This window comes from Jejudonia soesokkakensis, assembly GCF_042664795.1.
GTDB lineage: Bacteria > Bacteroidota > Bacteroidia > Flavobacteriales > Flavobacteriaceae > Jejudonia > Jejudonia soesokkakensis.
This window is the reverse complement of sequence record NZ_JBHTBN010000001.1, coordinates 632,961-654,280: the sequence shown is the minus strand read 5'-3', so window position 1 is coordinate 654,280 and position 21,320 is coordinate 632,961. Positions and strand designations below refer to the sequence as shown.

The 21,320-nt window shown below is 36.7% G+C and carries 17 protein-coding genes; 11 read left to right on the top strand and 6 right to left on the bottom strand.

The window, feature by feature from the left end:
* Window positions 1-60 precede the first annotated feature (60 nt).
* Window positions 61-1,647, bottom strand: a complete 1,587-nt coding sequence (locus ACFQO1_RS02950; RefSeq protein ID WP_380216479.1) for a peptide MFS transporter — start codon at window positions 1,645-1,647, stop codon at window positions 61-63.
* Window positions 1,648-1,679: 32 nt separating this feature from the next.
* On the bottom strand, window positions 1,680-3,893 hold the full coding sequence (locus ACFQO1_RS02945; RefSeq protein WP_380216478.1) for a S9 family peptidase: 2,214 nt from the start codon (window positions 3,891-3,893) through the stop codon (window positions 1,680-1,682).
* Between the two features lie 165 nt (window positions 3,894-4,058).
* Here ACFQO1_RS02945 and ACFQO1_RS02940 point away from each other — a divergent pair, with 165 nt between their 5' ends.
* Both ACFQO1_RS02940 and ACFQO1_RS02935 read left to right on the top strand, forming a co-directional pair.
* Window positions 4,059-5,372 carry a hydroxymethylglutaryl-CoA reductase, degradative gene (locus ACFQO1_RS02940; protein ID WP_380216477.1) on the top strand — a complete coding sequence of 438 codons (1,314 nt, stop codon included), beginning with the start codon at window positions 4,059-4,061 and terminating at the stop codon, window positions 5,370-5,372.
* 2 nt (window positions 5,373-5,374) lie between these two features.
* Window positions 5,375-6,271 carry a GYDIA family GHMP kinase gene (locus ACFQO1_RS02935; protein ID WP_380216476.1) on the top strand — a complete coding sequence of 299 codons (897 nt, stop codon included), beginning with the start codon at window positions 5,375-5,377 and terminating at the stop codon, window positions 6,269-6,271.
* Window positions 6,272-6,347: 76 nt separating this feature from the next.
* On the opposite strand, the gene ACFQO1_RS02930 is transcribed toward ACFQO1_RS02935, so the two are convergent.
* The 3 genes from ACFQO1_RS02930 to ACFQO1_RS02920 all read right to left on the bottom strand — a co-directional run bounded on the left by ACFQO1_RS02930 (window position 6,348) and on the right by ACFQO1_RS02920 (window position 10,160).
* Entirely contained in the window at window positions 6,348-8,213 is a 1,866-nt protein-coding gene (locus ACFQO1_RS02930; protein ID WP_380216475.1) for an outer membrane protein assembly factor BamB family protein, read from the bottom strand.
* Between the two features lie 384 nt (window positions 8,214-8,597).
* Window positions 8,598-9,110, bottom strand: coding sequence for a DUF6252 domain-containing protein (locus ACFQO1_RS02925; protein ID WP_380216474.1), 513 nt, complete (start codon window positions 9,108-9,110; stop codon window positions 8,598-8,600).
* 102 nt (window positions 9,111-9,212) lie between these two features.
* Entirely contained in the window at window positions 9,213-10,160 is a 948-nt protein-coding gene (locus ACFQO1_RS02920) for a GSCFA domain-containing protein (protein WP_380216473.1), read from the bottom strand.
* 114 nt (window positions 10,161-10,274) lie between these two features.
* Here ACFQO1_RS02920 and purE point away from each other — a divergent pair, with 114 nt between their 5' ends.
* From purE to ACFQO1_RS02900, 4 genes are read left to right on the top strand one after another with little or no spacing between them, the layout of a single operon-like run.
* Window positions 10,275-10,772 (top strand): 5-(carboxyamino)imidazole ribonucleotide mutase, encoded by a 498-nt coding sequence (purE, locus tag ACFQO1_RS02915; RefSeq protein ID WP_380216472.1) that lies wholly within the window; start codon window positions 10,275-10,277, stop codon window positions 10,770-10,772.
* Window positions 10,773-10,825: 53 nt separating this feature from the next.
* Entirely contained in the window at window positions 10,826-12,853 is a 2,028-nt protein-coding gene (locus ACFQO1_RS02910; RefSeq protein ID WP_380216471.1) for a M3 family metallopeptidase, read from the top strand.
* A gap of 49 nt (window positions 12,854-12,902) precedes the next feature.
* The gene (locus ACFQO1_RS02905) at window positions 12,903-13,457 is read left to right on the top strand and encodes a sigma-70 family RNA polymerase sigma factor (protein WP_380216470.1); all 555 of its coding nucleotides are present in this window, start codon (window positions 12,903-12,905) and stop codon (window positions 13,455-13,457) included.
* Window positions 13,458-13,460: 3 nt separating this feature from the next.
* Window positions 13,461-13,712 (top strand): hypothetical protein, encoded by a 252-nt coding sequence (locus tag ACFQO1_RS02900; protein WP_380216469.1) that lies wholly within the window; start codon window positions 13,461-13,463, stop codon window positions 13,710-13,712.
* Here the strand turns inward: ACFQO1_RS02900 and ACFQO1_RS02895 are convergent.
* Window positions 13,680-14,504: a UbiA prenyltransferase family protein gene (locus ACFQO1_RS02895; RefSeq protein WP_380216468.1), complete on the bottom strand. Its 825-nt coding sequence runs from the start codon at window positions 14,502-14,504 to the stop codon at window positions 13,680-13,682. The genes ACFQO1_RS02900 and ACFQO1_RS02895 overlap by 33 nt on opposite strands.
* Before the next feature lie 171 nt (window positions 14,505-14,675).
* Between ACFQO1_RS02895 and gcvP the strand changes: the two genes are divergently transcribed.
* The 5 genes from gcvP to ACFQO1_RS02870 all read left to right on the top strand — a co-directional run bounded on the left by gcvP (window position 14,676) and on the right by ACFQO1_RS02870 (window position 21,265).
* The gene (gcvP, locus tag ACFQO1_RS02890; RefSeq protein WP_380216467.1) at window positions 14,676-17,528 is read left to right on the top strand and encodes an aminomethyl-transferring glycine dehydrogenase; all 2,853 of its coding nucleotides are present in this window, start codon (window positions 14,676-14,678) and stop codon (window positions 17,526-17,528) included.
* A gap of 155 nt (window positions 17,529-17,683) precedes the next feature.
* Window positions 17,684-18,742, top strand: a complete 1,059-nt coding sequence (locus tag ACFQO1_RS02885; RefSeq protein ID WP_380216466.1) for a 3-oxoacyl-ACP synthase III family protein — start codon at window positions 17,684-17,686, stop codon at window positions 18,740-18,742.
* 3 nt (window positions 18,743-18,745) lie between these two features.
* Window positions 18,746-19,264, top strand: coding sequence for a class I SAM-dependent methyltransferase (locus ACFQO1_RS02880; RefSeq protein ID WP_380216465.1), 519 nt, complete (start codon window positions 18,746-18,748; stop codon window positions 19,262-19,264).
* Window positions 19,264-20,112, top strand: a complete 849-nt coding sequence (locus tag ACFQO1_RS02875; RefSeq protein ID WP_380216464.1) for a glycosyltransferase family 2 protein — start codon at window positions 19,264-19,266, stop codon at window positions 20,110-20,112. Before ACFQO1_RS02880 ends, ACFQO1_RS02875 begins: the two co-directional genes overlap by 1 nt.
* 64 nt (window positions 20,113-20,176) lie before the next feature.
* The gene (locus ACFQO1_RS02870) at window positions 20,177-21,265 is read left to right on the top strand and encodes an alkaline phosphatase (protein WP_380216463.1); all 1,089 of its coding nucleotides are present in this window, start codon (window positions 20,177-20,179) and stop codon (window positions 21,263-21,265) included.
* Window positions 21,266-21,320 lie beyond the last annotated feature (55 nt).

Genomic DNA, 21,320 nt, shown 5'->3' with positions numbered 1-21,320 from the left:
CTAAAGTAAACAAAAAACGTTCCACAAAGTGAAACGTTTTTTATAGTTTTCTATTATAAATTAACGCACACCGTGCATCATTCTTACCAACGTTTTATTTAAAATTAGCATAATAATACCTGCTCCTATTGGTATTAAAGTAAAGATTAAAAAGAAGAATGTCAATCCTTTTTCTTCTAAGATAGGATCCATAAAACTTCCTGTAATACCTGCTGCAAAATTTGCAATAAAGTTCGCTACAAACCAAACACCAAACATTAAGCCTACCAATTTCAAGGGCGCTAATTTACTAACATACGATAAACCTACTGGTGACACACAAAGCTCACCCAACGTGTGAAATAAGTAGGCTAGTATTAAGAATATCATACTTACTGAAGCTGTTTTAGCTCCTAAAGGAATTGCCATTGAGCCGTAAGCCAAGATACCAAAACCAAGCCCTAATAAAATGAGGCCAATAGCAAATTTTACAGGTCCAGTAGGATTGTACCTACTTTGCCATACTTTAGAGAACAAAGGAGCAAAAGCAATGATAAAGAAGGAGTTTAAAATTCCAAACCAAGATGCTGGAACTTCTGCAGCATCTGCTACGAATTCTCTATATAACATCCAAATTACAATTCCCCAAATGATCACGAAACTGGTTCCTAAGAGTATGTTTGACAATGAATATTTGGCAAAGGTCTGTTTAAAAAGCATTGCAAGTACCCAAGTAATAATTAACATAGGGACGACGGTCAATAAAGTATTAAAGATCTTAAATATCATGGCGCCATCATCTACCAATACTCTATCGGTATAATCTGCTGCGAATATGGTCATAGAACCACCCGCTTGTTCGAATGCCCACCAGAAGAAAATAGTAAAAAATGCTAGTACCCCAATCACGATCAATCGATCTCGAGTTATCTTAGATTTTTTAGCATCATCCATCACCTCTTCGATATCCTCTTTAGTGTCTTCTACCGATTCTTCGATAGCATCAAAATCTTTAGTCCCTTGTGGAGAAAGACCTATACGTCCAAAGATTTTTTGAGCAAAATAGAATTGTAACATTCCAAAGAACATAAAAATACCAGCAAGACCAAAGCCCCAGTGCCATCCAACTTTTTCTCCTATATATCCACATAATAGAATCCCTAAGAATGCTCCTGCATTGATTCCCATATAGAAAATAGTATATCCCGCATCCTTTTCTTTTCCTTGTCCTTTGTATAACTGTCCCACCATAGAAGAAATGTTGGGCTTAAACATACCGTTACCAATTATTAACAAACCAAGACCTAGGAAAAAGAAAGCATCTGCAGCCACCTCAAGTGCCATAGATGCATGACCTAAGGTCATAAGTAAAGCTCCAATAACAACTGCTTTTCGATACCCTGTAATTTTATCGGCTATCAAACCACCTAAAATTGGAGTAATGTAAACCAACCCTGTGTACCATGCATATAATACTAATGCATCTGCTCGTTCCCAGCCCCACCCTTCGTCGAGTATAGAAGCTACTAAAAAAAGTACCAAGAGTGCGCGCATTCCGTAATACGAAAAGCGTTCCCACATTTCTGTAAAAAACAATACAAACAATCCCGATGGGTGACCGAGTACTGTTCTTTGATTCGTTTCTGAACCTCCAAATTTAAATTCCATAATCGTGTATTTAGTTACTAGTTGTTTTAATGTTAGTTTTTAATTTTCACCATAGTTTCTTCGGGCTCCCCTAAAGTCTCATAAATAAATTTTGTCATCTTTCTGTATAAGTGGTTACGGGTTTTTCCGCCGTAAATTCCGTGATTTTTATCTGGATAATATGCCCAATCAAAATCTTTATCAGCTTGAACTAATGCTTCTACTAAACGCATCGTATTTTGTGCATGTACATTATCGTCTGCACTTCCATGCACTAATAAAAAATCACCTTCCAGTTTATCCACATGAGATATAGGAGAATTACTGTCATAGCCATTTGCATTGTCTTGAGGTGTTCCCATATATCGCTCTGTGTAAATAGTGTCGTAAAACCTCCAGCTAGATACTGGTGCAACTGCGATTGCCATAGCGAAAGTATCTGCACCTTGAAATAAAGCATTCGAAGACATAAATCCGCCATAACTCCAACCCCAGATACCAATTCGGTCTGCATCGATATATGGAAGTTGTCCTAATTTTTTTGCAGCAGCAATCTGGTCTTCTACCTCATATTTTCCAAGTTCATTTTGGGTCACCTTTTTAAAGTCGCGGCCTTTTAAACCAGTTCCACGTCCATCCACACAAGCAATGATAAATCCTTCTTGAGCTAACATTTGGTGCCAGTAGTCGTTAGCACCACCCCATCGATTTGCCACTTGTTGAGAGCCTGGTCCAGAATATTGATACATAAACAATGGATACTTCTTATTTGGATCAAAGTCTTTTGGTTTAATCATGTACATATTTAACTCATTCCCATTAACCATAATGGTTGAAAATTCTTTGGGTGATGTTTTATATTCGCTTACAGTTGACTTAACAGCCTCATTATTTTTGATTTCTCTTAATTGCTTTCCTGTTTTAGGGTCATTTAATGTGTATACGTAAGGCGTTTCAGTGTCTGAAAACGTCCCAATGTAATTTGAATAGTCTGCACTAAAAGAGGCACTATTAGAACCCGTTTTTGAACTTAGGCGTGTTTTGTTTTTTCCGTTGGCATTAATAGAATAGACATCTCTGTTGATGCTTCCGTTTTCTGAACTTTGATAAAACACCTTGTTTGTTTTTGGATCAAAGCCATAATAATTGGTTACTTCCCAATCGCCTTTGGTAATTTGGTTGATTAACTTTCCGGTTTTATCATAATGATAAATATGATTCCAGCCATCTTTTTCACTTGTCCAAATAAAACTGTTATCAGCTAAAAACGTAAGATTGTCGGTTACATCAACATAGGCAGCATCGGTTTCTTTTAAAATACTGCTTACCATCTTATTATCGGCATTGACAAAAACTAAATTTAATTCGTTTTGCTTTCTGTTCATCAATTGAGCGCTCAATATATTTGGGTCATTGGTCCATTTAATTCTCGGAATGTAATAAGAATCAAATGCACTTAAATTCACTTTGCTAGTAGAAGCTGTTTTCATGTCATAAATAAACAATGATACATTTGCATTGGCTTCACCTGCCTTCGGATATTTAAAGACCTGTTGTGTTTGATAGAGGTCTTTTCCGTAGATATCCATAGAAAATTCTGGCACATTGGTTTCATCAAAACGAACATACGCCAGTTTATCTCCCGTTTTATTCCAGTCGAACGCTCTTACAAAAGCAAATTCTTCTTCGTACACCCAGTCTGTGATACCATTAATAATAGCATTCTTTTTTCCGTCTGAAGTAATCTGTTTTGTACTTAAATCTGAAAGATTTTTAACATACAGATTATTATCAAATCCATAAGCTACTTTAGTACCGTCTGGTGAGAATGTAGGTTCCTGAATTTTATTTTCTGAAACTTTTATCAATTTCTTAGACTTTAGATCATATACATAATAAGTACCAAGCGACGAACGACGGTACACTTGCTGAAGCTGTGTAGAAAGTAACAATTTACTCTCATCGTCACTAAATTCATAAGAGATAATATAGTCTATCCCATCGAGATCATTTGTATTGAGAAGAGTTCTTACCTTATTCCCAGTTTTGTATTCATATACATCAACCATGGAGGCTTTTACATCACGATCGTAATTTAAAACCGAATATTCTTTGCCATTCTTTAGAGATCGTAATACATCCAGACCTTCTGTTCGAAAAGTGCCGCCGTATATATCATCAATGGTTATGTCTTTTTGCTGTGCTTGTGTTGCCGTTAGTGCCGTAAGAAAGAGCGCAATAAAGGCTGTGAGGATTCTAGTATTCAATGTTTGTTGTTTTTGAAGCTTCAAGTTTACTAAATTTTAATGAATTTTTAACAGGTTTTCTGTTAAATACGCTCCCGAAATTGTTCACAATTCTGTTTTCTAAAAATTTCTTCGGAAAGATTTTCAGCCATTTTAATCCTATCTTTGCGTATTAATTGCGTAAAAATGACTCAAGCTGTCGTAGGATTTTCAAAAAAAAACAAAGAAGAAAAAATAAACTGGCTTCTGGAAACCTATCTGGATAATGATCCGAAGGCATTAAAAACCCTTCAAAAATATTGGAATGAAGATGCAGGGCTTCAGAAATTACACGACGACTTTATAGAAAATACGCTTTCTAATTACTACCTTCCTTTTGGGATTGCGCCCAACTTTCTAATCAATGATACTTTGTACGCTATTCCTATGGTTATCGAGGAAAGTTCGGTCGTAGCCGCAGCAAGTAATGCAGCAAAATTTTGGTTGTCACGTGGCGGATTTAAAGCCGAAGTTATTTCCACAGAGAAGAACGGACAAGTTCATTTTAATTTTTACGGCGAGGTAGAAATATTACAAGATTTTTTTGACTCAGTACAGCCGAAACTTCTCGCAAGTATTGAAGACATTCAGAAAAATATGCAAAACCGTGGTGGCGGACTCAAAGACATTGAACTTTTAATCGCTTCGGAAACACTAGATGGGTACTACCAGCTCCATTGCACTTTTGAAACTCTAGACGCCATGGGCGCCAACTTTATCAATAGCTGTCTGGAAACCATCGCAAAAACGTTTGAAACAGAAGCACAACACTATCGCCCATTTTTAATTGCTGAAACATTTCCGGAAGTGGTCATGAGCATTCTATCTAACTATGTACCCGAATGTCGTGTACGAGCAGAAGTTTCCTGTAAGATAGCTAACCTAAACGACAAAGATATTGACGGAAAGACCTTCGCTAGAAAATTTGTGCGTGCCATTGAAATCGCTAAAGCCGAAACACGTCGTGCTGTTACTCACAACAAAGGAATTATGAATGGTATTGATGCAGTGGTACTGGCTACTGGAAATGATTTTAGAGCCGTTGAAGCGGGCGTTCATGCCTATGCCGCAAAAAACGGATTTTACAACAGCCTAACTCATGCAAAGATTGAAGACGACACATTTACGTTCTGGATTGAACTTCCGTTAGCGTTGGGAACTGTTGGCGGATTGACATCCTTGCATCCCTTAACAAAACTAGCATTCGAAATTTTACAAAAACCTAATGCACAACAATTAATGAAAATTGTTGCTGTTGCTGGCTTGGCACAGAATTTTGCAGCCATTCGATCGTTAGTCACTGTGGGCATTCAAAAAGGGCATATGAAAATGCATTTAATGAATATTTTAAATCAGTTGGAAGCTACACAACAGGAGAAAGAATATGCAGTTTCACACTTTAAAGACAATACCGTCTCACATAGTGCAGTGGTCAATTTTGTTGAAAGTTTAAGAGCTTAAATTTGGAACAAACCTTTTACAGCAACGGCAAGCTACTTATCACAGGTGAATATTTGGTGCTGGATGGTGCGACTGCGTTGGCATTGCCCACTTCTTACGGACAATCATTAACAGTTAAATCAATTTCTGAAAAGGTAATTCGCTGGGAGAGTATTGATGAACAAGACGGGGTTTGGTTTAAAGGCGAATTTACTCTGGAAAATTTTGAAAGCACTATTCCTTCTAACATCGCAACAACACTCACTACAATTCTTTCTGAAGCTAGAAAACTAAACTCTGATTTTGCAACTGCTTCTGAAGGTTTTGAGGTTATCACAAAATTAAATTTTCCGAAAGACTGGGGGTTAGGTTCCTCCTCTACGCTTATCAATAATATTGCGCAATGGGCAAATGTTGATGCGTTTATCTTATTAGAGAATAGTTTTGGTGGTAGCGGTTATGATATCGCAGCGGCTCAAAACGATATTCCTGTTTTTTTTAAGAAAACAAATCCGCCGAGGGTTACACCAGTGCATCTACCGTGGGGGTTTACCGATCAATTGTGGTTTATTCACCTCAACCAAAAACAAGATAGTAAAGAAGGCATCAAAAGGTATCGAAATGTTTCAACTAGCCCAGAAAATATTCAGAAAATAACAGATCTCACTTCCAAATTGTTACTTTGTTATTCGTTGGATTCATTTGAAAAAATTATGAATAATCACGAGACTATAGTTTCAGAAATCATACAACTTCCCACTGTAAAATCTAGATTATTTTCAGACTACCCACATACGATTAAAAGTTTAGGAGCTTGGGGCGGAGATTTCATTCTTGCTACTGGAGATAAAATGGATATGGAATATTTCAGAAAAAAAGGATACCCTACGATTCTTCCGTATAAAAAAATGATCAAATAAAAACCCCACATTGCTGCGGGGTTTTTTTTAGTTATAGACACTCCTCATTTCTATAACAAATTTAACTTGGCTAGAGTTATTTTTTTAAATCGTACGCAAAAATTGAATTGTTATCGGCTTTGTAATATAAAATTCCGCCGCGCTCATCGATTTGGTATTCTGGCTTTTTGTCCTTCAATACAATTTCTTTACTCATTTTCCCTGTATCTTTACTCAGCTTTACCAGACCTACGCCATCATCTAATTTGGTAAGAATAAATTGATCATTTGCAGTCGCTGCGGTGGCTTTAAATCGTTTGAGCATTTCAGCTACAGAAGCTCCAGCCGCAACAGCCATACCTCCTGCTAACTCTGCATCTCTATCTGCCTGGCTATCATATTTTGCAATTCTATTTTGCATCGATGAGTTGGCTGCAGCCATCGCAGTTGTAGCAGCAGCAACAGCAGTAACTCCCGCAATAATTGCTCCTAATGCACTTTTACCAGGTGCCTGATAATATTCATGCCAACCTTGTTTACCTTCCCAATCCAATAGCATCATGTTTTGGTCACTTGTAAGAAGGATTCCCCCATCTCTAATTTCTACATGGGTTGGATCCTCTTTTCCGTCGAACTTAGACTCGGCAAGTGTTGAAACATCTCCAGAAGTAGCATCAATCGCGAATAATTCATCATCGGCACTAATTAAGTAGCGGTTATTCTTTTTATCAAACGTAGAACTAACTGCATTTGCTCTTTTATATTTGAGAGGTTTGCTCCAAACCTGTTCTCCTGTATCTAAATTCACGATATTGGCATCTTCAGAAGTAATATAAATTAATCCTTGATCCGTTTCGGCCATGGTTAAGATGTTCTCTCCTGTCTTAAGTGGCTTTTTAAATAAGGTCTTTCCATCGAATGAAATCTTATTAATCCCTCCTTGATATATTCCGAAAAGAATACCATCTTCCATCACATAAAAATGTTGTACATATCCTTTAGTTTTTGGCGCTTTGTCCCAAAGATCCTCTCCGTTGGTTGCGCTTAAAAAAGCAATGTTCGATTCATTTTTTGCGGCTAAGATACTATTGGTTCCTCCATCGTCGGTGTTACTCACCACGGCAATACCGTTAGGTAATATCTGAAAATTAGCGATTTTTCCTTTCACCTTATGATCCTCTTTCCAAAGCTCTGCTCCGCTAGCACCCACTTTATGAATTCGGGTATTTTTACCTTGATTCACGCCTTCAAAACCGTAGATCTCTTTTTCATCCTCGCTGGCAACCATCCAATTGATGTCCTTCATGTCGTTTTCCCATAATGTTTCCCCTGTTTGTGCTTTTTTGGCCACAAGTCCTTTATTGGTAGGTAGAATAAGATACTCTTTTAACATAAGCGGTGTTCCAGTAAGCGTCATTCCACTGCCTCCTACCGTTACTTTGCCTGGGTCTACAATATGAAATCTGTAATCTTCTTTTCCTGTATTTAAATCATAAACAGCAAGGTCGTATGCAAATTTCTCTTCAGAACGTCGTTGTCCTGAAACCACTAATTTGTTTTGTGGCATCATGATATCACAGCTATAGACCATTTTCCAGCCATTGTTTTCTGTACTGAATAATGTTTTTCCTGAGATATAATCAATTACAGATTTTTTTGTGGAGAGAATGCCACCCTGAGATACTGTAACATAGGGTGCAAAAGGCGCAAATGATAATTCCTCTGGCTTCACTCGTCCGTACTCTGTAAAATTGAATAGCAATTCGTTGGAACCTGGCTTAATACCTACCAATCCATCATTAGTTGCTACCACAAGGGTTCCTCCCTGAGTTAGTGTCATCTCATTGATTTTTGCACCTGTGTCATACCTAAAGTCAGGTGTCTCCGCTTTTTGAGCAGTCATAGTAAAACTTGCTAAGATACCTAAGCAAGCTACTAGTCTAATTGTGTTTAAAAGTTTCATAATCGTGGTTTTAAATTATTAGTTCAAAGATGTAATAACATAAAAGACAAATCAATAGGGCAATTGACGTATATTAATAGTCAGTAGTCAGTAGTTAATAGTCAGTAGTTAATAGTCAGTAGTCAGTAGTCAGTAGTCAGTAGTCAAATGATAGTGAAGACATCCCATTTCTACGGTTGGGGTTAATACAATTAGAAAAATCAAAGAGTTGTTATTGCGACAAGAGCCCCCTTTATGAGATCCCAACGCTACGGTTGGGATTAGTAAAATTACACAAATCAAAGATTTGTGTAATTTTACTAAAAAACCGGAAGCAAGACTTTCGTCCTACTCCCGGCTCCACGTAAAAACCTCAACACTTGAGATTTTTTTAATTGGGATTTGTTAGTTAAAGTTAACATTAAATGAACCTTCTGTGATATTTCGCATTGAATTGTCATTATTATTTTTCGCATTAAAATTGAAGGTTCCTTCAATTTTTGAACTCGTAACACTGGTTACGTTTACTTCACCTGCAACAGTACTATCAAAAGGAGCCGACCAAGTTTGTGAATTCATTGGATTACTAGCATTTGCCTCCACATAAGTAGCAACAACAAATACTGTATTACTACCTCCTATATCATAACTTCCTTCTCCTTCAAAGCCGTTTATAACTAAGACAATTCCTTTTCCATCGTTATCACTTCCTTGAATAGTTACTGTAGTAGAGCTTCCTGAACTTGACTGATTAGCCACTGTAAAATCTCTATTTGACTCAAAGTCGGAGCCGTTTACTTTTGCCTGAACTTTTCCGTTACCAGCATTTCCGCCACTACCTGCATCATCATCACTTTTGCAGGCAATCATTGCTACACTCACAAAAAAGGTAAGTGCTATTCTTTTTAAATTTTTCATATTAGTTGAGTTTTTAATCCTCCAACAAAAGAGAATACGTTAATTAATGACACAAAGATGCATCACAACTCAACGGCAATCAATACGGCAGTTGCCCTATTTTCAGAATTTTAGATGTGGAAATTTTGCTTGAAGTGTGATTATTTTACGCTGAAGACTTTCTAAAAACTCTAAATGCGCTTGGCTCTCGGGATTAAATGGACGATGTTGCAATCCCGTTTGTATTGCTTCTATTTCTTTCTGAATCGATTCGGTTTCTGAAGCCACCCAACCTTCTTTAAATTTTTTCCAGATATAGTTGATGGCAGTAGTATTAGGATGTAACATATCCTCTTTATAAAAGCGGTAGTCTCGTAATTCGTCCATCATAATTTCATACGACGGAAAGTAATACGTAGTATTTCGTGGTTCTATCACACCATGAACGCCTACAATTAAATGTGCTTTGCTTTGTGTGTTTTCTATGAAGCCATCTTTTAAATGTCGTACTGGAGAAATAGTATGTATACTTTGAACTGAAGGATTTTCGGACTTCAACAAAGCAATTGTATTTTCTATACTTGCTGAAACTTCTTCAACTGTTAGTAATTCTTTTAAGAATTTTTTCTGCGGAATTTTATGACAATTAGCAACAATCGTATCTGAAGCAATTTCCCGATACACCCAGGCTGTTCCGTAGGTAAAAACAATATGCGAAGCGATCTGTATATAATTTGAAAGCTGCTTCAGCCGTGTGTTCAAATCACTTAAAAACTCGTCCTTGTCTGAAGCATCCAAAACCGAATGTACCTCAAAACAATGCCATTGCTCGTTATGATAGAAAATATCTGCTTCCGTAAAGAAATCCCTATTAATAGCCCTTGTTATAATTTTTTCTATAGCAACTGGATGAAATAGAATTCCGAAAGGATTTACTAGTACATCAAATTTATAATACGAAAGTTTTTCTCCAATATTTTCAGTAAAACAAGAACCCATTAAAAGCACCTTAGAAGAATAGTCTATTGTTGCTCGTTCTTTTGAAATTGAAATCTGAGTCTGTAACTTCATGATATTTTGTTAAATAAGCCTATAATTTTATGGTAAGCTTGGCAGTATTTTTTTTGAACGTAGAAGGCAAATCCATATCTTCGTTGCCTTATACAAAAGCTTAAAACCAACTGTATGTCAAAAGTAGCAATAATAATGGGTAGCACAAGCGACATGCCTGTAATGCAGGATGCCATTGATATTTTAAAAGGATTTGATATTGAGGTCGAAGTTGATATTGTTTCGGCTCACCGAACTCCAGATAAGCTTTTTGATTTCAGTAAAAAGGCACATACCAGAGGCATCACTGTGATTATTGCAGGTGCCGGAGGTGCAGCTCATCTACCCGGAATGGTTGCCTCGTTATCACCGCTACCTATTATTGGAGTTCCTGTAAAATCAAGCAACTCGATCGATGGTTGGGATAGTATGCTTTCAATTTTACAAATGCCTGGAGGGGTTCCTGTAGCCACAGTCGCGCTTAATGGTGCTAAAAATGCAGGAATTCTAGCTGCTCAGATTATAGGAGCGCATGACAAATGTGTGCTCGACAAGATTCTTGCCTACAAAGAAGGCCTTAAAATTAAAGTTGAAGAAGGTGCGAAAACAGTTCGCAGTGGACAATCTCAGTAGGCCAAAATCTTACACAATAAATTAAATAACGATATAAACTCATAAACGTATTTATGAATCCCCTTTTACAAAAATTTGATACTGCTCCATTTTCAGAAATAAAAACGACACATTATCTTCCAGCGATAAAAAAACTTATAGCAGACACCAAAAAAGAAATTTCAGCTATCATTGATAACGAGGAAACTCCTAGTTTTCACAATACAATTGAAGCTTTAGAAAATACTGGGTTGCAATTAGATCGTGTTACCAGTATTTTTTTTAATCTGAATAGTGCCGAAACCAATGAAGACATTCAGAAATTAGCCCAACAAATCTCTCCAATGCTTACTGAGTTTGGAAACGACCTTTTACTCAATGAAGCGTTATTTAAAAAAGTTAAGGCGGTATATGATTCTAAAGATTCATTAGATCTCAATCCCGAAGAAGCTACACTTCTTGAGAAACAATATAAAGGATTTTCAAGAAACGGAGCCAATCTTTCAGAAGCTGATAAAAAAACACTACGTAAAATTGATTCAGACCTTTCTAAACTTAAACTTACATTTGGTGAAAATGTTTTGGCCGAAACCAATGCCTATCATCTTCATATCCAAAACGAATCAGATTTGGCCGGACTACCCGAGGGAGTGAAGGAAGCTGCTGCAATGGAAGCAAAGGAAAAGGGAAAGAATGGCTGGGTGATTACTTTAGACCATCCAAGTTATATTCCCTTTATGACCTATGCAGAAAACAGAGCGCTTCGTAAAAAATTATCTATCGCTTTTGGAGCACGTGCCTTTCAGCAAAATAAATACAATAACGAACAAAATGTGTTAGCAATAGCTAACCTTCGCCATGAAAGAGCGCAGCTTTTAGGGTATAAAAGTCATGCCCACTTTGTGCTGGAAGAGCGTATGGCAGAAACACCTAAAAAAGTACTCTCTTTTTTAGACGAATTACTAAAAAAAGCAAAACCAGCCGCAAATAAAGAATTTAACGATTTAGAAACATTTGCAAAGCAGCTCGACAATATTGAAAGGCTCGAAAAATGGGACAGTGCTTACTATTCAGAAAAATTAAAGCAGAAACTTTTTGATCTTGATGACGAGAAACTAAAACCCTACTTTAAACTTGAAAATGTGATTGCTTGTGTCTTTACAGTTGCAAATAAATTGTACGATTTAACGTTTGAACTTGATAGTAGTATTGACACTTACCATAAAGATGTAATGGCGTATAGAGTCAAAGGAAATAATGGCGAACTTATCGCCATATTTTATGCCGATTTTCATCCCAGACCCGGAAAACGAGGAGGTGCATGGATGACCAGTTATAAACCACAACAAAAATTTCATGGCATCGATGACAGACCTCATATTTCTATCGTGTGTAATTTTACAAAACCTACACAAAGTAAACCTTCATTATTAACGTTTACCGAGGTTACTACACTGTTTCATGAATTTGGACATGCATTACATGGCATGCTCGCAAATACAACCTACAAAGGATTAAGCGGCACAAATGTGCATTGGGATTTTGTCGAATTGCCCAGCCAGATACTTGAAAACTGGTGTTATGAGAAAGAAACCTTAGATCTTTTTGCAACCCACTATGAAACTGGCGAGACCATTCCTATGGAGTATGTGAAAAAAATTAAAGAGTCTGCTACATTTTTGGAAGGTATGCAGACCGTTCGTCAAATAAGCTTTGGACAATTGGATATGAGTTGGCACGGGAGCGACCCTTCAAAAATCAACAATGTAAAAGCATTTGAAAAAGGTGTTTTTGCGCATACAAAACTGTACCCTAATGTAGAAGAAAACTGTATGAGTACTTCTTTTTCTCATATTTTTCAGGGAGGGTATTCGGCTGGGTATTACAGCTATAAATGGGCAGAGGTTCTTGATGCAGATGCCTTTGCTTACTTTAAAGAAGAAGGGATATTCAATAAAAAAGTAGCAACAAAATTTAAAGATTTCATACTTTCTCAAGGTGGAACACAAGATCCAATGGAGTTGTATGTGAAATTTAGAGGTCAAAAACCTAACCCTGATGCCTTATTAGAAAGAGCAGGATTGCTTACTACCACCAATTAAGACATACACACTATTTTCTTATGAAAAACTTTCCTATTTTTGAAATGCTATGTCAAAACATATAATTGATGCTGAAAATTGGGTAGATCGTTATTCAGACTATCTGTATAACTACACGATTGTTCGCGTCAATAATCATGAAATAGCACAGGATTTAATTTCTGAAACATTTCTCGCTGCTTTAAAATCTAAGGACAATTTTAAGGGAGAAGCAACCGAACGCACGTGGCTTATCGCTATCTTAAAGAGAAAAATCATTGACTACTACCGAAAAATAAATTCCAAAAAAGGAAAAGCCGAAGTAAGAATAACCTATAAGAGTGAAGACTCTGAAGGGGATTGGCTGGAAGAACGGGCAAGTGATCCGCATGATAAAACGGCAGAGGATACTATGGAAAATGAAGAATTAGGGATGGCAATTCACAATTGTTTGGATACATTAAACAAGCGCCATGCTGCTATTTTTAAACTAAAAACAATAGAAGATTACGATACCGAAGCCATTTGTAATGAATATAATATCACTGCGTCTAACCTGTGGGTCATTATCCATAGAGCTAGAACAGCAATGGCAGATTGTCTCGAAAAAAACTGGTTAAAGTAAGTAATGAAAGTATTTTTAAATTGTAATGAAGCTCAGCAAGTATGTGATAAAAACCAATACAGGGAAGCTTCATTTTGGCAAAAAGTGAAATTAAACATTCACCTCATTTATTGTGCAATATGTAGAAAATATACGGTACGCAATAATAAACTTACTAGTGTATTTAAAAATTCGAATGTGACCACCATGCCTAAAAACGACAAAGAGGTTTTAAAAAGACGTCTACATCAAGAAATCATCAAGCAACAACACTAGTCCCAACCAGAGAATTGGCAAGCCTTCTACCCAAAATATAGTAAAGTATTTTGATTGAGTCGTTTTAGATTTAAACAACACAAAAGCTATACTTAAACTGATGATGAGCAAAGAGAGTAAAAAAGATATATGTACCATTTCTTTTAAGAACTCCAATCCTATAAGTACCGCTAGAAGAAAATAGCCTATTCTTTTTACATTAATTACACCCAGTTTTTGCGCAACTGTTTTTAAGATTAGAGCATCGTAAGGTAAATCTCTAATTTCAAATGGGAATATAAGCACCAAAACAACGATGAAGCGTTGTAAAAATATAATTAAAACATCGATTATAATTGTTTCCCTCGCTTCAATAAATGGTACTATACCCGTTAAACCAGCCCATACAAAAGCAACTATAAAAATCTTTAGTCCTTGTACATTTCGCAACGATTTTCTATATAGAAAAGGCACCGCGTATAGTACGGTCAAAATTCCTAATATACCTATTGTTGCTAAAGAACTAATTGATAATTGAAAAGCGAAATAAAACATCAGTACTCCTGCCATAACAGAAAATACTTGAATCGATTTAAGAGAGTTTGTTAAGCTGCTATGATGCAGCCCTGCAACCTTTGCATATTTAATAAAATTATATCCGGATATCGTTCCGAAGAAAACAAAAAACAGCAAAGATTTTGAAAGTGGAATTTTAAACTCAATATACGTGAGTAATAAAAGTGAACACACTGCTAAAGCAACATGGATACTGCTATTAATATAAAAATCTAAAAGCCTTAAAAACACCTTCATTATGTAAAAATAGGCAAACTGTTAGTAACCTTTTTATTTGGTTGAAAAGTTCTATTCATAGAAGTGTTAAACGTTATTTTATTAACAGTGTAATCCGTAATTTTGTAGTCCTTTCTACGGAAAGTTTTTCCGAAGAAAATAAAGTAGCTAAAAAAAGAAACGTTCGTATTTATGAAAACAGACTCATTCGCATACAGACATATTGGTCCTCGGAAAAAAGATTTGGCAGCCATGCTAGAAACTGTAGGGGTTGAATCCATGGAACAACTTATTTTTGAAACCATCCCAAATGACATCCGTCTCAAAAAAGACCTAGATCTTGACACTGCGATGAGTGAACAGGAATATTTGGAGCACATCACTGAACTTTCAGTAAGAAATCAGGTGTTTAAAACTTATATTGGATTAGGCTATCACCAAGCCATCACTCCTCCGGTAATTCAACGAAACATTCTCGAAAACCCGGGTTGGTATACTGCCTACACTCCCTACCAAGCAGAAATAGCTCAGGGCCGTTTGGAAGCCTTATTAAATTATCAAACAATGGTGACAGACCTTACTGGGATGGAATTGGCAAATGCATCTTTACTCGACGAAAGTACCGCAGCAGCTGAAGCCATGGCGTTACTATTTTCGGTTCGGGAGCGTGATCAGAAAAAAAATGAGGTCAATAAATTTTTTGTTTCTGAAGAAGTACTTCCTCAAACACTCTCGTTATTACAAACCCGAGCCATCCCAATTGGTATTGAGTTAGAAATTGGAAACCATGAGAATTTTAAGTTTTCTTCAGACTATTTTGGCGTCCTCCTACAATATCCTGGAAAAAGCGGAAGGGTTTATGACTATAGAGAATTTGTTGCAAAAGCTAAAGAACAACAAATAAAAGTGGCCGTCGCTGCTGACATTCTAAGCCTAGTAAAATTAGAATCTCCAGGAAATTACGGAGTGGATGTTGTCGTTGGAACAACGCAACGATTTGGAATTCCACTGGGATATGGAGGTCCGCATGCCGCTTATTTTGCAACCAAAGATGATTATAAGAGAAGTATTCCTGGTCGTATCATTGGTGTAACTAAAGATACCGATGGTGATCGAGCGTTACGTATGGCACTCCAGACTCGTGAACAACATATTAAAAGGGACAAAGCGACCTCAAACATATGTACAGCACAAGTATTATTAGCCGTTATGGCGGGTATGTATGCTGTTTATCATGGTCCAGAAGGACTTGAATATATAGCTTCAAAAGTTCATGATAGTGCTACAACCTTAGCAGACTCTTTGGAAAAATTAGGATATTATCAAGCCAATGAAACGTATTTTGATACTATTGCCATCAAAACAGACATTTCAAAAATTCAATTTAGAGCAGAAGCTGAAGGAATAAATTTCTACTATCCAGATGATGAAACGGTTTTTATTTCTATTAATGAAACCACTACTATCAAAGATTTAAATAATATTATTGGAGTTTTTGCTGAAGCTGCCAGTACCGATCGTTTTTATATTTCAGAATTGATTGAAGGAAATGCCATCCCAAAGTCTGTAGCTAGAAAAACTGAGTTTTTACAAAATGCTGTCTTTAACAGCTATCATAGTGAAACCGAATTAATGCGTTACATCAAACGACTGGAGCGCAAAGATCTTGCTCTTAACCATTCTATGATTTCTTTAGGTTCTTGTACCATGAAACTGAATGCTGCTGCAGAAATGCTGCCTCTTAGTGATCCCATGTGGGGTAATATGCACCCTTTCGTTCCTATCGATCAGGCGGGTGGCTATCAGTTTATGCTTAAAAAATTAGAAGAACAACTTACCGAAATTACCGGGTTTGCAGGAACATCGCTTCAGCCTAACAGTGGAGCTCAAGGAGAATATGCAGGACTTATGGTGATTAAAGCATACCATGAATCACGGGGAGATCACCACCGAAATATTTGTTTGATCCCTTCTTCAGCACATGGTACAAATCCTGCTAGCGCGGTTATGGCTGGAATGAAAGTAGTTGTGACTAAGGCAACCGAAGATGGAAACATTGATGTGGACGATCTAAGAGCTAAAGCAGAAGAACACAAAGACAATCTTTCAGCACTAATGGTTACCTATCCCTCTACACATGGAGTGTACGAGTCTGCGATAAAAGAAATAACAAGTCTTATTCATGAAAACGGCGGACAAGTATATATGGATGGAGCTAACATGAATGCACAAGTTGCCCTCACTAATCCAGGTGCGATTGGAGCAGATGTATGTCATTTAAACCTTCATAAAACGTTTGCCATACCACATGGTGGAGGTGGTCCTGGTGTAGGACCTATTTGTGTAGCAGAACAATTGGTGCCATTTTTACCTTCTAATCCTGTAATTGAAACTGGAGGAGACAATGCGATTACAGCAATTTCTGCAGCCCCTTGGGGAAGTGCGCTAGCATGTTTAATTAGTTACGCATATATCTGTATGTTAGGAGAAAACGGACTAAAAAAATCTACAGAATATGCAATTCTGAATGCAAATTACATTAAAGAGAGACTTCATGGACATTACGAGGTACTTTACACTGGAGAAAAAGGACGTGCTGCCCATGAAATGATTATTGATTGTCGTCCTTTCAAAGAAAAAAATATTGAAGTGACCGATATTGCTAAACGACTTATGGACTACGGTTTCCATGCACCAACTGTATCATTTCCAGTAGCAGGGACCATGATGATTGAGCCTACCGAAAGTGAAAGTAAAGAAGAACTGGATCGTTTTTGTGATGCTATGATTTCTATTCGAAAAGAAATTGACGCTACAGACAAAAATGCAGAAAACAATGTATTGAAAAATGCTCCGCATACTTTGGCAATGCTCACTAAGGACACATGGGATTTTCCGTATACAAGAGAAGAAGCAGCATTCCCATTAGATTACATAAAGGATAATAAATTCTGGCCATCTGTTCGTCGTGTGGATGATGCTTATGGCGACCGAAATTTGATCTGTACGTGTGAGCCTATCGAATCGTATATGGAAGAAGCTTAAATTAAATTGAATAATTTTCAGCTTAACAGCGTTCTATTGTTGATTAATTAAATGAAGTAAGGATTTTGATGGAATTACATATTCTATACGGATTAAGGCAGTTTTAGTGCCGATAAAAAAACATAATTACTTACTTTAGTCAAAATTTTATTATTATGGGAGTTACCATCACAGGCATAGGAAGTTATATCCCCAGCGGAGTAGCAGCCAATTCCAATTTTGAAGATCATGATTTTTTTAGTGAAGATGGCTCACCCTTTCCTCATGAAAATGATGTGATTATTGAAAAATTTAAAGCAATTACTGGTATTGCTGAAAGGCGTTATATTAAAGAAAATCAGACAACTTCAGATATTGCATTTCAGGCAGCCCAAAAAGCTATTAACGATGCGGGGATTGATAAAGAAACACTAGATTATATCATTGTAGCTCACAATTACGGGGATGTAAAGCATGGCAATTTACAAAGCGATACTGTTCCAAGTATTGCAGCCAGAGTGAAACACTTACTTAAAATCAAAAATCCGTTTTGCGTGGGTTATGATGTCCTTTTTGGATGCCCTGGCTGGGTGGAAGGAATGATCCAAGCGAATGCATTTATCAATGCCGGAATGGCAAAACGATGTCTTGTCATTGGTGCTGAAGCACTTTCGAGAGTGGTAGATCCACATGATAGGGACTCCATGATTTACAGTGATGGAGCTGGCGCAACTATTGTTGAAAAATTAGAAGGAACATCAGGAATCCTTTCTCATAAAACAGCAAGTCATACGTATTATGAGGCACATTTTATTTTCTTTGGAGAAAGTAATAATCAAGAAATGACAGACCGACGGCGGTACATTAAAATGTATGGTCGTAAGATTTATAATTTTGCACTTATTAACGTGCCAGATGCTATGAAATTAGCGTTGGATGAATCTGGAGCTTCGATCAAAGACTTAAAGAAAATCTTTATTCATCAAGCAAATGAAAAGATGGACGAAGCCATTGTAAAACGTTTCTACAAATTATATGATTTGGAAATGCCAGAATATATAATGCCAATGAGCATTAATAAGCTTGGTAATTCAAGTGTTGCCACTATACCTACTCTGTATGATCTAGTAAATTCTGGAGAAATGGAAAATCACAGTGTTTCGGAAGGAGACATCGTCATGTTCGCGAGTGTGGGTGCTGGTATGAATATTAATGCAATTGTTTATAGAGTGTAAGTCATGTATCACACTATTCCGAAGAAGAGATATAGACATACGCTTGATTTTTTAAAAAATCATGTCACTACTTCAGATAAAATTCTGGACCTTGGTATTGAAAATCCTTTTTCTGAAATTCTTAAAAAAAACAATTACAACGTAACAAATACCAAAGGGGAAGATCTTGATATTGATACGTCTGCAGTTATTTCTGAAGACTACGATGTGGTAACAGCTTTCGAAATTTTTGAGCATCTAGTCTCTCCATTCAATGTTCTGAAAGACATTAAAGCAAAAAAACTTGTTGCATCTGTCCCATTAAAACTTTGGTTCGCATCGGCCTACCAAAGTAAGACCGATGAGCGTGACCGTCATTACCATGAATTTGAAGTTTGGCAATTTGATTGGTTGCTGGAAAAAGCGGGTTGGAAAATAAAAGCACGTGAAAAATTTACTAATCCCGTAAAAAAAATTGGAATCCGTCCAATTTTAAGAAGAATTACTCCTAGATATTACTTGATCTACGCAGAACGTATATAATGGATGTTTACATCGTCATACCAGCGCATAACGAAGAAGAAAATATTTCGAAAACGCTTCAGTCACTGGCAGATCAAACTTTAGTTCCAAAAAAAATTATGGTGGTTAATGACCATTCTACAGATGCAACTCAGCAACTAATAAATTCATTCTCTTCCCAATATAGTTTTATTGATAGTATTGAGATTCAGTCCAAAGCCGTACATGAACCAGGCAGCAAAGTGATTCAAGCTTTTAATAAAGGACTTGAAAAATTAGACGACAAGTACGATGTGATCTGTAAATTTGATGCCGATCTCATATTTCCAGAAAATTACTTAGAATCCATTTGTAAGATATTTAGAAATAATCCTGCCTGTGGGATGGCTGGCGGATTCTGTTATATTGAAAAAAACGGAGATTGGGTGCTAGAAAATTTAACGAATAAAGATCATATTCGGGGAGCTTTAAAAGCATATAGAAAAGAATGCTTTACAGCCATTAGAGGGCTCAAAAACGAAATGGGATGGGATACGGTGGATGAACTTAGTGCGCAATACAACGGTTGGCAAATTTGCACAGACCCTTCCCTTCACGTAAGGCATTTAAAACCTACTGGGAAAATTTACACAAAAGCTTCAAAATACAAGCAAGGAGAAGCATTTTACCGATTGCGATATGGGTTCCTACTTACGTTAATAGCCACTTTAAAACTTTCGGTTAGAAAATCTAGTTGTAGGTATTTTATAGACAGTATGAAAGGGTATTTTAGAGCAAAAAATACTAAAACTCCTTTTATGGTTTCTGAAGAAGAAGGCGCATTTATAAGAAAACTACGCTGGAAGAATATTAAACAAAAAATAGGATAGCTAGTAACATTCTCATAATCTATAACTCTTAGTTTATGACTACTTTTACATTTTGCACACACTTATGAAATTAAAAATTCTTACTATTATTTCGGCATTTGCCCTCACTTCATGCATTTCTGTCAACGTTACTGAAAATAGGGGTACTACACCTGAAACTGTTTCAGAAAAACCAAAAAATATAATCCTACTTATTGGAGATGGCATGGGTTTAAGCCAAGTTTCAGCGAGCTTTTATTACAACAAAGAAAAAACTAATTTTGAGCGTTTTAGAGAAATTGGTTTGATTAAAACTTCGGCTTCCAGTGATACGATTACAGATTCTGCCGCAAGCGCCACAGCTTATGCGACAGGTGAAAAAACCTACAATGGAGCTATTGGTGTAAAAAATGATACCACGGCAGCTAGAACTATTGTTGAAATACTTTCAGAAAAAAATATCGCTACAGGCCTCGTAGCTACCTCATCCATCGTTCATGCAACACCAGCAAGTTTTTTTGCTCATGTACGCTACAGAAGTATGTATGAAGAAATTGCCGAAGCGTTACCTGCTTCAGATATTGACTTTTTTGCTGGGGGCGGACTACAATTTTTCAACAAACGAACTGATGAAAAGGATTTACTTTCATCTCTAATCTCAAATGGGTTTGATCTCCACACAGAAGAACTCCCCACCTTACTTTCAGAAAAAAAACAAGCAATTTTACTGGCCGAAAATGGCATGCCAAAAATTTTAGAAGGACGCGGAGACTTTCTACCTAATGCTACAAAACTTGCTATAGAACACTTATCAAAAAATGAAGATGGGTTCTTCTTACTGGTTGAAGGCTCCCAGATTGATTGGGGTGGCCATAGCAATGATGCAGATTACTTAATAACAGAACAACTTGACTTTGATAAGACCATAGGTGTGGCGTTAGATTATGCTGAAAAAAATGGGAATACACTCGTCATAGTTACTGCAGATCATGAAACTGGTGGTTTTACGTTGGCAGCCAAGGACGGAAATTATAATGAAATCGTTCCATCCTTTTCAACAGGAAATCACTCTACCACCTTAATCCCAGTATTCGCAAAAGGTCCTGGAGACACTTTATTCAATGGAATATTTGACAATACAGCGCTTTTCTTTAAAATGATGTCTTTTTATTAGCATTAATTAACAAAATTGAAACTTCAATGGGTCATTATTGCTGCCTAAATTTTGT

Bases quoted from the DNA above. Each gene is read 5' to 3' on its own strand.
- ACFQO1_RS02895 (WP_380216468.1), bottom strand. From the start codon at position 14,504: ATGAAGGTGTTTTTAAGGCTTTTAGATTTTTATATTAATAGCAGTATC.
- ACFQO1_RS02910 (WP_380216471.1), top strand. From the start codon at position 10,826: ATGAATCCCCTTTTACAAAAATTTGATACTGCTCCATTTTCAGAAATA.
- ACFQO1_RS02940 (WP_380216477.1), top strand. From the start codon at position 4,059: ATGACTCAAGCTGTCGTAGGATTTTCAAAAAAAAACAAAGAAGAAAAA.
- ACFQO1_RS02875 (WP_380216464.1), top strand. From the start codon at position 19,264: ATGGATGTTTACATCGTCATACCAGCGCATAACGAAGAAGAAAATATT.
- ACFQO1_RS02870 (WP_380216463.1), top strand. From the start codon at position 20,177: ATGAAATTAAAAATTCTTACTATTATTTCGGCATTTGCCCTCACTTCA.
- ACFQO1_RS02905 (WP_380216470.1), top strand. From the start codon at position 12,903: ATGTCAAAACATATAATTGATGCTGAAAATTGGGTAGATCGTTATTCA.
- ACFQO1_RS02950 (WP_380216479.1), bottom strand. From the start codon at position 1,647: ATGGAATTTAAATTTGGAGGTTCAGAAACGAATCAAAGAACAGTACTC.
- ACFQO1_RS02900 (WP_380216469.1), top strand. From the start codon at position 13,461: ATGAAAGTATTTTTAAATTGTAATGAAGCTCAGCAAGTATGTGATAAA.
- gcvP (WP_380216467.1), top strand. From the start codon at position 14,676: ATGAAAACAGACTCATTCGCATACAGACATATTGGTCCTCGGAAAAAA.
- ACFQO1_RS02885 (WP_380216466.1), top strand. From the start codon at position 17,684: ATGGGAGTTACCATCACAGGCATAGGAAGTTATATCCCCAGCGGAGTA.
- ACFQO1_RS02920 (WP_380216473.1), bottom strand. From the start codon at position 10,160: ATGAAGTTACAGACTCAGATTTCAATTTCAAAAGAACGAGCAACAATA.
- ACFQO1_RS02930 (WP_380216475.1), bottom strand. From the start codon at position 8,213: ATGAAACTTTTAAACACAATTAGACTAGTAGCTTGCTTAGGTATCTTA.
- purE (WP_380216472.1), top strand. From the start codon at position 10,275: ATGTCAAAAGTAGCAATAATAATGGGTAGCACAAGCGACATGCCTGTA.
- ACFQO1_RS02925 (WP_380216474.1), bottom strand. From the start codon at position 9,110: ATGAAAAATTTAAAAAGAATAGCACTTACCTTTTTTGTGAGTGTAGCA.
- ACFQO1_RS02880 (WP_380216465.1), top strand. From the start codon at position 18,746: ATGTATCACACTATTCCGAAGAAGAGATATAGACATACGCTTGATTTT.